This is a genomic window from Syntrophorhabdaceae bacterium, assembly GCA_028698615.1.
Classification (GTDB): domain Bacteria; phylum Desulfobacterota; class Syntrophorhabdia; order Syntrophorhabdales; family Syntrophorhabdaceae; genus Delta-02.
In genome coordinates this window covers 1-13,864 of record JAQVWF010000027.1, presented here as the reverse complement: position 1 = coordinate 13,864, position 13,864 = coordinate 1, and the positions used below count along the sequence as shown (strand labels likewise).

14 protein-coding genes are annotated in these 13,864 nt (G+C 55.0%); 12 read left to right on the top strand and 2 right to left on the bottom strand.

Translation table 11 applies throughout. From position 1 onward, the window contains the following. The first annotated feature begins 102 nt into the window (after positions 1 to 102). The 10 genes from PHC90_09920 to PHC90_09875 all read left to right on the top strand — a co-directional run bounded on the left by PHC90_09920 (position 103) and on the right by PHC90_09875 (position 9,960). Entirely contained in the window at positions 103 to 2,208 is a 2,106-nt protein-coding gene (locus tag PHC90_09920) for an adenylate/guanylate cyclase domain-containing protein (GenBank protein MDD3846665.1), read from the top strand. Further along, positions 2,205 to 2,669, top strand: coding sequence for a hypothetical protein (locus PHC90_09915; GenBank protein MDD3846664.1), 465 nt, complete (start codon positions 2,205 to 2,207; stop codon positions 2,667 to 2,669). The genes PHC90_09920 and PHC90_09915 overlap by 4 nt, the downstream gene beginning before the upstream one ends. Further along, complete coding sequence (locus PHC90_09910; protein MDD3846663.1) at positions 2,666 to 3,541, top strand: M48 family metalloprotease; 876 nt, start codon at positions 2,666 to 2,668, stop codon at positions 3,539 to 3,541. Before PHC90_09915 ends, PHC90_09910 begins: the two co-directional genes overlap by 4 nt. Positions 3,542 to 3,606: 65 nt before the next feature. Next, positions 3,607 to 5,007 carry a hypothetical protein gene (locus PHC90_09905; GenBank protein MDD3846662.1) on the top strand — a complete coding sequence of 467 codons (1,401 nt, stop codon included), beginning with the start codon at positions 3,607 to 3,609 and terminating at the stop codon, positions 5,005 to 5,007. A 253-nt stretch (positions 5,008 to 5,260) separates the two neighbouring features. Continuing rightward, on the top strand, positions 5,261 to 6,208 hold the full coding sequence (locus tag PHC90_09900) for an ABC transporter substrate-binding protein (GenBank protein MDD3846661.1): 948 nt from the start codon (positions 5,261 to 5,263) through the stop codon (positions 6,206 to 6,208). Next, positions 6,192 to 6,950, top strand: coding sequence for an ATP-binding cassette domain-containing protein (locus tag PHC90_09895; GenBank protein ID MDD3846660.1), 759 nt, complete (start codon positions 6,192 to 6,194; stop codon positions 6,948 to 6,950). The genes PHC90_09900 and PHC90_09895 overlap by 17 nt, the downstream gene beginning before the upstream one ends. Then, positions 6,947 to 7,693, top strand: coding sequence for an ABC transporter permease (locus PHC90_09890; GenBank protein ID MDD3846659.1), 747 nt, complete (start codon positions 6,947 to 6,949; stop codon positions 7,691 to 7,693). The genes PHC90_09895 and PHC90_09890 overlap by 4 nt, the downstream gene beginning before the upstream one ends. After that, on the top strand, positions 7,678 to 8,442 hold the full coding sequence (ubiE, locus tag PHC90_09885; GenBank protein ID MDD3846658.1) for a bifunctional demethylmenaquinone methyltransferase/2-methoxy-6-polyprenyl-1,4-benzoquinol methylase UbiE: 765 nt from the start codon (positions 7,678 to 7,680) through the stop codon (positions 8,440 to 8,442). Before PHC90_09890 ends, ubiE begins: the two co-directional genes overlap by 16 nt. Then, positions 8,439 to 9,335 carry a prenyltransferase gene (locus PHC90_09880; protein MDD3846657.1) on the top strand — a complete coding sequence of 299 codons (897 nt, stop codon included), beginning with the start codon at positions 8,439 to 8,441 and terminating at the stop codon, positions 9,333 to 9,335. Before ubiE ends, PHC90_09880 begins: the two co-directional genes overlap by 4 nt. A 148-nt stretch (positions 9,336 to 9,483) precedes the next feature. Continuing rightward, positions 9,484 to 9,960 carry a hypothetical protein gene (locus PHC90_09875; GenBank protein ID MDD3846656.1) on the top strand — a complete coding sequence of 159 codons (477 nt, stop codon included), beginning with the start codon at positions 9,484 to 9,486 and terminating at the stop codon, positions 9,958 to 9,960. 31 nt (positions 9,961 to 9,991) lie between these two features. On the opposite strand, the gene PHC90_09870 is transcribed toward PHC90_09875, so the two are convergent. Continuing rightward, complete coding sequence (locus tag PHC90_09870; protein MDD3846655.1) at positions 9,992 to 10,303, bottom strand: hypothetical protein; 312 nt, start codon at positions 10,301 to 10,303, stop codon at positions 9,992 to 9,994. 203 nt (positions 10,304 to 10,506) lie between these two features. On the opposite strand from PHC90_09870, the gene PHC90_09865 reads away from it, so the two are divergent. Then, on the top strand, positions 10,507 to 11,130 hold the full coding sequence (locus PHC90_09865) for a TMEM175 family protein (GenBank protein ID MDD3846654.1): 624 nt from the start codon (positions 10,507 to 10,509) through the stop codon (positions 11,128 to 11,130). 217 nt (positions 11,131 to 11,347) lie between these two features. Here PHC90_09865 and PHC90_09860 read toward each other — a convergent pair whose 3' ends face one another. Next, positions 11,348 to 12,550 (bottom strand): hypothetical protein, encoded by a 1,203-nt coding sequence (locus PHC90_09860; GenBank protein ID MDD3846653.1) that lies wholly within the window; start codon positions 12,548 to 12,550, stop codon positions 11,348 to 11,350. Between the two features lie 148 nt (positions 12,551 to 12,698). On the opposite strand from PHC90_09860, the gene PHC90_09855 reads away from it, so the two are divergent. After that, the gene (locus PHC90_09855; protein ID MDD3846652.1) at positions 12,699 to 13,349 is read left to right on the top strand and encodes a flavodoxin family protein; all 651 of its coding nucleotides are present in this window, start codon (positions 12,699 to 12,701) and stop codon (positions 13,347 to 13,349) included. Positions 13,350 to 13,864: the final 515 nt, after the last annotated feature.

Here is a 13,864-nt window from a genome sequence, read left to right as displayed (position 1 = left end):
CGAAGGAACGAGAGCCCTCACACATCCGGTTATTGGTTATTTTGTGAACGTCTGTGATATGGTATAACTGCTCACAGCAAAAAAGGTCTCCCGGGGAACCACGTGCCGAAAAAGAAACGCCGCGTACGCAATATCGTCCTTCTTGCCTCCGTATCTTTCGCCATTTCTCTTGTCCTCTTTCTTTTTGATGTCCTGGCCCCCTACGAGAACAGGTCCTTCGACCTCTTCTCCCAATATTTGAACCCGGCGCGGGCGTCGGACCGGATCGTCATCATAGAGATCGATCAGCAGTCGATAGACGCGCTCAGTCTGGAAAGCATCAATTGGCCCTGGCCCCGGCAGGTCTATGCGCCCATCATTGAATTTGCCTCCCTTGCCGACGCCTTTCTTGTGGATATCCTCTTTACCGAACCGTCCTCATACGGTCAGGAGGACGACATGGTGCTTGGCGATGCCGTCGCTAAGGCATCGAATGTCTATCTGCCGTTCTTCCTGTCGCGGAACGAGAAGACCGTGGGCCCTGAAGACATGGCGTACCTGAGGCGTTTTGCCATCGCCGGAGGTCCACCGTCAGGACCGGCATATCGGTCCGTCACGACCCCCATCGATGTCATCCGGCACGGCGCGGGGGGTTCGGGAAACGTCGCCATAAACCCCGATGGCGACGGCGTCTACCGGAGGATACCCCTGGCATTCACCATGGGGGACATGGCGCTTCCCAATCTGGCCCTCTCCTGGTTCACCGGCCGGGGTATGGTGAAAATGGACTCTGGCAGGATCCTGTTTCGGAACAGGCCTCTTCCCCTGACGGACGGAAAGCTTCTCCTTCGTTTTCCCAGCGGCCGAAAGCCCTTCACGGTCATTCCCGCCATCGATATACTCAGCGCATATCGCGATACGGGCAAGGGGCAGAGCAAAACGCTTTCCCCGAGCTTCTTCAAGGGCAAGGTCGTCTTCCTGGGAATGACGGCACCCGGTCTTCTGGACCTTAAATCAACACCGACGATGCCCGTTTCGACAGGCGTTCACGTCAATGCGACAGTCTTTGAAAATCTTGATCTGGGCACATTCATGCGCCCCGTTTCAGGACCCTTTGTTGCGCTTTTCATGCTTCTTGTCAGTCTTTTCATTGCGGCCTTCGTACTCACCTTTCACACCATAGCGAAAAACCTTTCCGCCTTCGCGGCAAGCTCCATCCTTATCCTGGGAATTGCGGCGGCACTCTTTTCCCGCCAGTACTATCTTCCCACAACGTATCTCATGGTGACCCTCATTCTCGGCTTTATCCTTTCCGCGGCCTTCAGCTATGCCCTCGAGGGACGGGAAAGGCAGTTCATCAAGAGGACCTTTTCACAGTACATGGACAAGACCATCGTCGAGCATGTCCTCCAGAACCCCGACATCGTCAAGCCCGGCGGCAAGAAAGCGAGAGTCACGGTGCTTTTTGCCGACATTGCCGGTTTCACGACCATCTCCGAGCGAAATTCCCCCGAGGACACGGCCCTGATGCTTCACCGGGTGTTGAACGAACTTACCGAGGTTGTCATCGAAGAAAAAGGGGTCGTTGACAAATACATCGGCGATTGCATCATGGCTTTCTGGGGCGCCCCCCTAGAAACACCGAACGACGAGATCAACGCATGCCGATGCTCTCTTAAGTTCATCGAGGCCATCGGCACAATAAACGGCATCTTTGAGCGCGATGGCATCTCACCCGTCGCAATACGGGTCGGCCTTCACACCGGGGAGGCCATTGCCGGCAACATGGGAAGCGTCAGGCTTTTCGATTTCACCGTCGTCGGCGATACGGTGAACCTTGCGTCACGCCTCGAATCGGTGAACAAGGTATTCGGCACAAGCATCATTGTCAGCGAGCACACCCTTGCAAAGACCTATGGCCTCTTCGCATCGCGCAGTCTGGGGCCCATCGAGGTAAAAGGGAAATCAGAGCCCGTGGTCATTCACGAGGTTATCTGCGAAAACGACAATGTCCCTCCCGCTGTCAGAAAAAAGATCGACCTCTACGACGAGGCACTCCGTGTCTACCGGGAGCAGAGATTCTCTGAAGCGGTGGAACTCTTCAACGCCCTTCTTGCGGAATTCCCCCATGACGGGCCCTCCGAATTCTACAAAAAACGGGCCGAAGCCATGGCGGGAGATTTTTCTTTGACAAACAACTGGGATATTATTAGAATGACTGAGAAATGATGAAAAAAGTCATCCTCCTGTCACTGATCCTTACCTTCGCGGCTACGGCCCTTCTGGCCGAAACGGTCACGGTCATCACGAAAGAGAACGCAATTCGGGAATATGCCAGATTCTTTGCGCCCGTGAAGGCCAATGTGCGATACAACGACAGGCTGGAGGCCCTCTCCATGGAGGGCGACTGGTACAAGGTCAAGTACGGTCCATCCATCGGCTACATCCACAGGAGCGCCGTGGAGAAAAGGGCCGTCGCCGCACCGGCTTCCTATTCCCGCAAAGGCTCGTCGGTCAGCGAGAGCGAAGCCGCCCTCGCCGGGAAGGGATTCAATCCCCAGGTCGAGGCATCCTATAAAAGACAGCATCCGGACATGAAATTCCATCTCGTGGACAGCATCGAGCGCTATCCCGTTGCTGACCGCGATATCGAAAGGTTCATCGTGGCCGGGGGGTTGAGGCAGCCATGATGAGGAAATATCTCACACTCCTGTGCGCCATCCTGTTCCTTGCAGCGCTTGCCTCCTGCGATACCAGCAGCTTCGGCAATATCTCCCAGCATATCGGCACGGCCATGACCGTGGTGGACGCTACGTCCAAGGCGGCCCGACCCATCTCCGATGAGGAAGAATACTATGTCGGCCGGGCCGTGGCCGCAAAGATTCTCGGTTCCTATCAACTTTCCACGAATGCGCAACTCACGCGGTATGTGAACCTCGTCGGAAAAACGGTCGCCCTCAATTCCGGCAAACCTTTCACCTACGGCGGGTACCACTTCGCCATCCTCGAGACGAACGAGATAAACGCCTTTGCCGCTCCCGGCGGGACCATCTTCATTACCAGCGGCATGATAAGGACAACTGCAGGCGAGGACGAACTGGCGGCGGTCCTTGCCCATGAAGCGGCACACATCAACAAACGCGACGGAATATCGGCCATCAAGAGCGCGCGCTGGACCCAGGCGATCACCGTCATCGGGACCACGGCGGCGCGCAATTACACCTCCGGCGAGATCTCTCAACTGGTAAGCCTCTTCGAGGGCAGCATCGACGATGTCTTCAAGACCCTCGTCGTCAATGGATACAGCCGGTCACAGGAATATGCGGCAGACGAAGCCGCCCTGCAGACCCTGGCGAAATCCGGGTACGATCCCGGTGCGCTCCTGTCTTTCCTCAAAAGGCTCGGGCAGAGGAGCGGATCGTCCGGGGGAGGTATCACCCAGACCCATCCCGGCACCGCCGACAGGATAGAGAATATATCCGGCAAAATGCCCTCGACCGCCCAGATCCACCCCAGGGCCATCGAGGCCCGCTCGGCAAGATTTAGCGCTGCCCTTCGCTGAGACTGCGGCGCCTTTCATCTCAAACATTTGAAGAACACGTAATCGGAAGCGAAAAGAGGTGCCCCATGAAATATCTCATGATCATTGTGCTTTTGCTGACACCGATCTGCGCCTTCGGAGCACGGGCGCAGTGCCCGCGGTACAGCGTTGTGATGCAAGGAACCACGGTAAACATGGGCGTCACCTATACGGAACGCCTTCAGGCCCACAAGGTCGGCGGCGGGTCCGGTCACAACGGCCGCTGGAAGATCGACCTCTTCGAGCAGATCACGACCTACCCATGGGCATTGGGTGTGGCCATAGCCACCAATGACGTCCATGATCTGGGCAACGGGATCAAGATGCATTCCACGTGCACTGCCGGCGGCAATGTCGTGCACTGCCGCAGTGTCTCCGACACAATGTTCCTCGAGGTGATAAGCAACCAGGTGCGTATGGAGAGGACCGTGCCATGGCACGGCAGGGTCACGGGCAGCACCATGACCTGGAAGTTCCACCTGGAAAACCCTGCCGAGCCGGTCCTGAGCGGGGTCATCGCCGAGGGACCGAAGGATCCGATAGAGCTCACGATCATCACACCCGCGGACAGGAGCCGCTATGTCTACAGCTCTCAGCAGCCACCGACCCTCGAGCTTATTCTGGAGGCGAAGACAAAGCCGGAGCAGTATGGCGACTCCGTCGAATGGACGGTCCCCGAGATGGAAGGCGTAACACGCAAGATATCCCAGGGAGCGCCCAGGGGCAAAAGGGTTGATGTCATTTATGAAAAGATGCCGGAAGACAACAGCCAATTCGGCAAGAAGAAGGTGACGGCAACCCTGAAGGTGGGCACCTGCACGGCGACGGAGACCCGGGAGGTCCAGTTCTTCTACCCCCGGGACCTGAAGAACAATCCCGACGGGCAATATCCCAACTGGTTCTACTACTGGAAGCAGACACCGGCGGCCAGGCCCCGCGGACAGCTGGTCAACATAGAATACGGGGGGAACACCTATGACCAGTGCGTGCATCCCACGGTTCCCGCCCAGTTCACGCCCGGCGCCGGGCACGCAACCATCCACGTGTGCAACCTTGCCAGGCTTGGGGCACAGTTTCAGAATCGTTTCCCCGTCCTGAGCCTGCAGACGCCCTATCACCTCGGCTGGCAGACCAGCAGGAACATAGACACCTTCGCCACGGCTGTCATTCATGAATTCGTACACTGGCAGTGCTATCACAATTTCAGGTACGGCAAGAGCCTGCCGGCCATCCAGGCCGCGGACAGCGACAGCGACGGCCTGCCCGACACGGCGGAACCGCAATATTATTTTGACCCCAACATGCACCAAACCCATATGTCCACCCATCCGGAGTTAAAAAAAGTGGATGGGGACGAGGAATGGCTCGCCTACACGTCCATGTCGGAGATTCCCATGGGCAAATACAACATGTACGATTGGGCAAGGCCGGGCAACCAGTGGCCGTGAGGAAAAATATGATAACCAATGACCAGATTCCAATAACCAGAAAATAATCAATAGTCAAGAAACAAAAACCCGTTTCATCTGGTTTGAGTTTGGTCATTGAGATTTGGTTATTGTCTTTTTCTCTGGTTATTGTAATTTGGTCATTGGTCATTAATGTTCCGCGGGTTCTGTTTCTCTTAATTTCATTGAAAAATCCCCTTTGGCGCAATAGACTAATAGACCAAACTAATGTAAGGGGGTCAGGGAAACCGCTATGAAACCGGTAAAATTTTCTATTGTCTCCATTCTTGTTCTTGTTCTTTTCTTCACCGTCAGCCTTCAGGCGGCCGAAAAGCCCCGGGCCTTCAAGTTCGGCACCATTCCCGTGCTGCAGTCCCTGCCGCTCTTTGTCGCCTCGGAAAAAGGGTTCTTCAAGGAGCAGGGGTTGAACGTCGAGGTCACTCTCTTCAATTCCGCAATGGAAAAGGACATCGCCTTCACCTCGGGACAGATCGTCGGGTATTTCGGCGATATCATGACCCCGGCGGTCCTTGCGGCCAATGAAACAAAGATCAAGATGGTGGCGACAAACTTCAACACCACCGCCGACCGGCGCATGTTCGCCGTCCTTGCGTCACCAAAGGCAAAAGACCAGAACCTGGCGGCAGTCGCGCGGTCGGGGATAGCCACAGGTTCCAATACCATAGCGGAATATCTCATTGTTCGGCTTCTGGCGGCAAAGAAGATCCCCCGCGAATCCATCAAACTCGTCGATATCAAGAGCATACCCATCCGTCTCCAGATGCTCCTTTCCGGGCAGGTCCCCGGGGCGCTTCTGCCCGAACCCCTGGCAACGCTTGCCGAAACAAAGGGGGCGAAGGCCCTCGCCGACGACAGAGGTTACGGGATCTCGGCAACGGTGCTTGCCTTCAACACCGATTTTCTGAATAATAACCCTGCCGTTGTGAAAACATTTCTTGCAGCCATCGATAAGGCCTCTGACTACATAAACAGGCATCCCGACGAGGTGCGGGGGATAATGAACAAGGCCTGTAAGGTCCCCGAGGCTCTCCAGAAATCTTTCCCTATACCACACTTCCCCAAAGTGACTACCCCGGCGCAGGTGCAAGTCATGGATGTCTATCGTTGGCTCAGGGAGAAACAGATCGTCAAAAAGGATCTTTCATACAAAGACCTGGTGGCAGATGGCTACATCCGGTAGGTTCCTCTCCATAGAGGGGCTCGGTAAGACTTTTCAAAATGAGAACCAGATAAAGACGGTCCTCCACGGGATCGACCTTGGACTTTCTTTTCGCGACTGCCTTGCCATTGTGGGCCCGTCGGGGTGCGGTAAGACAACCCTTTTACTCGCCATTGCGGGACTCCTCCCGCCGACAACGGGCACCATCATCTTCAAAAACAACCCCTTGTCAGCCCCGGAGCGCAGAATCGCCCTTGTGCTCCAGCACTACGGGCTCTTTCCGTGGAAAACGGTGGACGCCAATATCACTCTGGGCGCACGGCTCCAGGGTATCACGGTGCCCCAAAAAAGGCTGGATTTTGTGAAAAGGGACCTTGACATCGAAGGGCTGGATTATCTCTACCCGGCCCAGTTGAGCGGCGGCCAGCGCCAGCGTGTCGCCCTCGCCAGGGCGCTGCTTCTGAACCCGCTCCTTTTGCTTCTCGATGAACCCTTCGCCGCCATCGACACCGTCACGCGGGAGAGGCTCCAGAACAACCTTCTTGCTGTCTTCGCCCAGCGCAGGTTCAGTTTCATTATTGTAACCCACAATATCGAGGAAGCTGTCTTCCTGGGGCGAAGGATCATTGTCCTCGACAATAACGCCCAAGGGATCAGCGCCGTCATGGACAATCCGGGGATGGGCAGCGCCGAATACCGGAACGATCCGGCTTTCTTTGAGCGTACCGGCCAGCTCAGGCGTATCCTGGAGAGTCTCGAATGAAAAGAAGGACCATAGCCATTTACGCGGCCACGATCCTCTTTATCTATTTCCTGTGGTATGTCCTTTCCCTGCTGCTTGGCAGCAACATCCTCCCGGACCCCCTCAAGGTGTTCGCGCGCGGTTTCGAGGAGATAGCGACGGGAGCCTTCTGGATCCACGTCGAGGCGAGCGTGCTCAGGCTCCTTGCCGGACTCTTTTTCGCCTTCATTCTTGCCGTACCGGCCGGGCTCATCCTTGGCAGCAACGAAAAGCTCGACAGGCTCTTTGCGCCGCTTATCTATCTCGGATACCCCATCCCGAAGGTGGTTCTCATGCCCGTTATCTTCGTCCTCTTCGGCCTGGGGGATACGGGAAAGATCGTCCTCCTCACGATGATCATATTCTTTCAGCTCCTTATCACCACCCGTGACAGTGCGCGCAAGATCGAGAAGGAGATCGTTTATTCCCTGACATCCTTAGGCGGAAGCAAGTTCGATTTCTTCTTCCATGTTGTCTGGCCTGTAAGCCTGCCCGGCATCTTCACGTCGCTGCGCATCGGTGTGGGAACAGCGGTGGCGGTCCTCTTTCTCGTCGAATCGATCGCGACGAGCGAAGGCCTCGGTTTCTACATCATCGATTCCTGGGGGCGCGCCGAATATACCACAATGTTTGTGGGCATCATCTCCCTGTCCATTATCGGCATCGTCATGTACGAAATATTCGAGCTTCTTGAAAGGAAATTCTGTAAATGGAAAAGCCTGTAGACAGCAAATATCCATCGGTACGCGCCGTATCGGAGAAAGAGCGCATCGGCATGGTGAAAGAGATGTTCTCCACCATCACCGGGAAATATGATTTCCTCAATCACTTTCTGAGCCTGCGACGTGATATCGCATGGCGCCGCTTCACCGTGAAAAAAATGCGTTTCTTCAACACCTGGAGATTTCTCGATGTCGCCTGCGGCACCGCAGACCTTTCCATTGACGCCGCTCGCAGGCACAGCCGTATCAACGTTACCGGCGTCGATTTCGTCTTCGAGATGCTCGATCTGGGACGAGATAAAGTTAAAAGGAAGGGGCTTGACCGGCGCGTCACCCTCATGCAGGGCGACGCCCTGGAGCTTCCCTTCTGCGACAATTCCTTCGATGTCGTCGCCGTCGCCTTCGGCATCAGGAACATCCCCGACCGCGAAAGGGCCTTGAGGGAAATGCTCCGTGTCGCCGTCCCGGGCGGCACCGTCATGGTCCTCGAGATGACCTTCATACAAAACCGCATCTTCAAGTTCATGTATCACATCTATCTCAATCATATCCTTCCGCGCCTCGCGAAACGGTTCTCTCCCAATCCGGCGGCATACCATTATCTTGCCGATTCGATCATGAACTTTCCCCAGCCCGATGCCTTCGCGGCCATGATGGAAAAAGCCGGCATGGTAAATGTGATGAAATATCCCCTTACCCTTGGTGTCACATACCTGCATGTTGGGACGAAACCGGAGGAAGGGGCATCATGACAGGCGATGCCCTGAAGGCGTGGGTCCAGGCAAGCAGGGTACCCTTTTTCGTCGCCACGTTCATACCCCTTTTTATCGGCTGGTCAATGGCCGTCAAGGCGACGGGCTTCGTGAGACCAGGGCGTTTTCTCCTCGTCCTTCTCGGTTCGCTCATCGTTCATCTCATAACGAACCTTGCCAATGATTATTTTGACCACCTGGTGGGGACCGATGCCGGGGACTCCATAGGGGGCTCCCGCGTTATCCAGGAAGGGAAGATCAGCCCTCGGGCCATGCTCAGGGTAATAGTCGCCCTCTACGTCATCGCCTTTTTCATCGCCTCCGTGATCGTCTTTCACTTCAGGCTTTATCTCCTCGCCGTTCCCATCCTCTTCTCCGCCTTCAGCAGCTATTTCTACATCGCCCCGCCCATACGGTACGGCTATCACGGACTGGGCGAACTCTTCGTGGGGATCAATATGGGACCCGTCATGGTTGCAGGCACATACTGGGTAGTGGCGGGGACTCCCGCACTCGAGCCTTTCCTCGTCTCCATCCCCGTCGGGATCATGGTGGCCTCCATCCTCTATTATCAAAGCCTCCCCGACATGAAGACCGACAAAGCCTCGGGGAAGATGACCCTCGCCGTCCGACTTGGCAGGAAAGGTGCCTTCCGGGGGCTTATCATCTTTTTCGTCCTCATTTACGCAAGCATCCTCTGGCTTGTCCTCACGGGACTCCTGGCACCCTGGGCGCTTGCGTCGCTCGTCAGCATACTCCTTGTTCTGAAACTCATCCGTATCATCCTGAAAACGGATGACTGGGTTCTTCTCGACCTCCACGGCAAGTACGTCCGAATGGTCTATTTCATCTGCGGCCTGTCGATCCTGGCGGGAATCCTCCTGGAAACCTGACACACAGGGAAAGACCATTCTTTGATCTTCCGGCACGTATGCCCGTTTACGCAACTTTGCGGGCTTGACATTTGTCCGCGCCAGCCCTTACAATAGGACCACCAGCCACACTAATTGGAAACACAAAAAACCCAACAGGGAGGCATCGATGTCCTCAAGACAAGCGTTATTCGTTTTCCTTGCAGCCATGTTTCTCGTCACAGCTTGCATTACCGCCGGTTATGCACAGCTTCCCCAAAAACCGCAGATCCCGGCCGTTGAGAAGGCGGAAAAGCTTCGCCCCATTCCAAAGATAGGAGTGACGATGATGGCGGCCCAGCCTGAATCCTATTCAGGCAAATGTCCCACGGTCATAACCTTCAAAGGACATATAGCCGCCGCAGGGATGATCAGCGTTTCAAAACCCGTCACTGTAAAATATGTGTTCATCCGGAGTGATGGGGTTACGGGACCCGTCCAGACGATAACCTTCACAAAACAGGGCGCCCAGACCGTTTCCAACACCTGGCACATAGGCGGTCCCGGTTTTTCCACCTCAGGGTGGCAGGCGATCAAGATCATCTCGCCCGGTCCCAAGGAATCCAAGAAGGCCAATTTCACGTTGAACTGCAACAATGACAAGTAGCCCCGACCGTTCCGCACTGTTTTTGTGTCGCTTATCTCCAGTGAGGCGGCGTCTTGCCGGTACACTCAGAGCCGCTCGCCTGGCACGTTTCGATACCCTGTTCGGTTCTGCATTTCCATTTGCAGACCTTGCCTCCCGACTTTTCCGTGTATACCCCTTCCTGACCCGCAAACCGTCCGGATGGGGCAACTCTCCGGCAGAACATCACGCCGCTGCGGTCTTTCGCGCAGTTGAACCTTTTCATCTTCTGCTGGATTGAAGTCTGGGCCGAAGCATTGTCTGACGCAATGGGAACCAACAACAGACAGGCAAGAATAACGGGATAGAAAAGGGCAGCTTTCATGGGGTCCTCCTATTTCCGAAAATCCATGTGACCGAACAAGGTACGGGGTTCACACTCCTCGTGTGCCCAATGGACTCTCTCTTATCCATACCATTTTCTGTTGCAAGCATCATACCAGAACCCCCGATTGACACCTTCAGCGCGAAAGTGATATAAGCGTTATCACTGTGGCGCATTCCCATCCTTCCGACGACCGATTCATCATGACGACTCACCGCATCGAAAGCTTGTCGGACTGCATCTTTGCCTTCTCAATGACATTCCTTGTCATGAATTTTACCTTTCCCAGCGCCGGTTCGGCCGTTGACGAAGGGCAGGTAACGCAGTTATTCCTCAAACAGATCGCCAAGTTTCACCGCTACGCCCTCACATTCGTCCTGCTGGCGATCTTCTGGATAACGCATCATCAGCAGTTTCACCACATAAAACGCACGGACCGCCGCTTTCTCTGGATACAGATAGCAATCCTGATGTTCATCGTCATGGTACCCTTCACCGCCGCCTGGATGTCGGCCCACAGCCACCTCCACATCACAAATTTCATCTTTGACCTGAATCTCCTGATCCTTGGGCTTCTCTTTCTGCTGAGCTGGTTTTACGCGACACACGGGGCAAGACTTGTGGACGACAACATCGACCGGAGGGCAGTCAGCCGGGGCACGGCAAGATCACTCCTTACGTGCTTCGTTGCGCTCCTGGCGATGATTATATCCTTCTACCATCCCCATTGGAGCAACTATGCCTTCATCCTGACGCCATCGCTTCTCTTTTTCAAACCCTTCCGGGAGACCCGAAGAAAACGAAGTCTTTCACGGATCCCCGATTGACAGAAACTCTCTCGGTGCAAGTATCCGAACATCCACATAGTGCTGAGCCTCCAACAACTCTTTGTCTCCCGACACGATAAACCGGGCTTCAAGAGAAACGGCACACTTGATGACCTTGTTGTCACCGGGATCGGACTTCACGATGTCAAGCTTCGGGGTATTTATCGTCAACAGGATGCCATGAGCGCTATATACAACGTCCCGCCCCTGTCAATCCCTACTCCCTCCCTCCGCCGCCCGCGCCCATTCCTCCGCAATAGCCCAAACCTGCCCCTATGGCCTCAGAGGCAATGCGGTAGCTCCCGGCCAGGAAGACAAGGGCCGGGATGCTCAGCACCGAGGGTGCCAGGACCGTGACGATGAAAAGCCGAAATATGAATCCGTACATCTCCCCCGCTATCGGAAACACTCCGGAGTCCTTCAGCGTATCGATATTGCTGAAAAGATAGGCCTCGACCATCCCGGCGGTGATGCCTGTGCTCATGAAGAGATCGTAAGCCATGGTCAGGACATTGAGGACATTGATTGCCACGACCGGGGTCAAGGCGATGGCAAAGGCCTTGATGATGTTTTGAAAGAATATCTCTCTGCGGGAATCAAAGGCCATGGTAACGACGGAAAAGGGAAAGGTGATACAAAACACAGCCGCCCTGACGGCGGCGGTGATAATGACGCCCGTGAAGGTGAATATCAACAGGGTATGAAAAAGGAAACCGGTGATAGCCCCGATGTAACTGCGCACCAGTTCCCGGACGGTCTGAAGAACGAACACCATGTTGCCGGTATCCACGTTCACCCCGATGCCGCTCGAGATGACCGCCATGTATTCCGATACGACGTAGCCGATCATCATCATGAAGGCACCGAGGGCCGGATGAAAAAAGGCGAGGCAGGCCGAGGGGGGAATCAGGGGAAGAAGAAAAATGAGCTGGGCCAGTCGGACCTTGATGGCGTCGACCCACTTGATCTTCACCCCCGTAAGGGGAGACGCCTCCTTGATATTCGTCAGTTTTTCCGAAAGCTCCCCGGAGCCCATCTCCTTTCCCAGTTTGGCCTTGACGGCATTGAGATTATCAAAGACCTTCCCATTGCCTGCCTGCGTAAATCCGGCAGATATGACCATCCGTGGGAAAGTCCCGATGAACGTGCCGGGTTTGCCGTCGGTTCCGCCCAGGAATGGAAGGGGTGTGCACAGGGCGCAGATGATCATAAACCTGCCGGTCTGATCCTTGAGATAGGGAACAATATTCTCGTAGCCTTTTTTGTACAGCGTAAAAACTGTCCGAGAGCTTCCCATAAAAAAGGCGATGGCCGTGACGATGGCGGCAACCTGCTCCTCTACCTGTGTTACAAGCTTCGCGGACTGCAGGAGAAGGTCCGTCGGGTTCATGAGACTCCGTATTCGTTTTTCGCCATACATGATACATAGCACCCCGTGGCGACATTTCTCCAGGCTGGCGGCTGCACCAGACGGAAATGTCACCCCCTTTGCCGGTCTTATTGCGTTGCCGCTTGCTCCGGAACCCGGTGAATGCTATCCTACAGGGTAGGAAAAAGGAGAAAAGTTCATGAAAATGATCGCGATAAACGGAAGCCCGAGAAAGAAATGGAACACGGCGACCCTTCTTGAAAAAGCCCTGGAAGGGGCCGCGTCCCGGGGAGCAGACACCGAGCTTGTCCACCTCTACGACCTCAGCTACAAGGGATGTATAAGCTGCTTCGCCTGCAAGACGACAGGCGGTCCAAGCTACGGAAGGTGCGCCGTAGAAGACGGGCTTACCCCGCTTCTGGAAAAGATCGTTGACGCAGACGCCGTAATCCTGGGCTCACCCATATATTTCGGAACCGTCACGGGAGAAATGCGGTCCTTCGTGGAGAGGCTCTTCTTCCCCTATATGACCTATACCGATCCGCCGGGTACCCTCTTCCCGCGAAAGATCCCCACGGGTTTTATTTACACCCTGGGCGCTACCGAGGAAATGGCGCGGGAACGCGGCTTTCACCACCACATCGATATCAATGAAATGTTTCTGAGAACCACATTCGGCGAATCGGAATCCCTCATGTGCTACGACACGTACCAGTTCGAGAACTACTCCAGGATATACGCCCCGCGTTTCGACCCCGATAAGAAGGCAGCAAGACGAGCAGAGGTCTTCCCCGCGGATTGCCGGAAGGCCTTCGAGATGGGCGAAAGGTTCGCCGGCGGGGCCGCCTGATCTAAAACAGGACCGCTCACAGTCCACCTCCAAACTGTTCGGCCCCGTCAATCCCGTCCGTGACACTTCCGAGTCACCGTCGGCAAAAAGACTTCACCTACAAAGCGGGAGTAATAGTGCGGCAGAGGAAATATGAATTACGGGCGAAAAGCTCCACAGCCTACTGGAATCAACCGTACTCTCCGCCAGGGGATTCGATCCTGATCAAGTCATCTTAATTCATCTGAAGGTGGCGGGCGTGAAAAGGAGGAGTGTGGATTTGGAAGTACGCCTACAGTTTGAGCTGCAGCCATGAACAATTAGCGCGCGTAACACCTATATCAGCCAAAACCCTATATTAGGGCGACTAGCCGTACGTGACCGTTTGCTATATTTATCTTCATATTAAACCCTCATCCAGCCGATAATTATACACGGCCGTTTTTGCCTGGCCATAACTGAAACCGAGCGATTCGAGATAGCGTATGCAGTCTTGTGGTTTCTTTTGGGGTGCCTGAAACCCATCCAATAGTGTT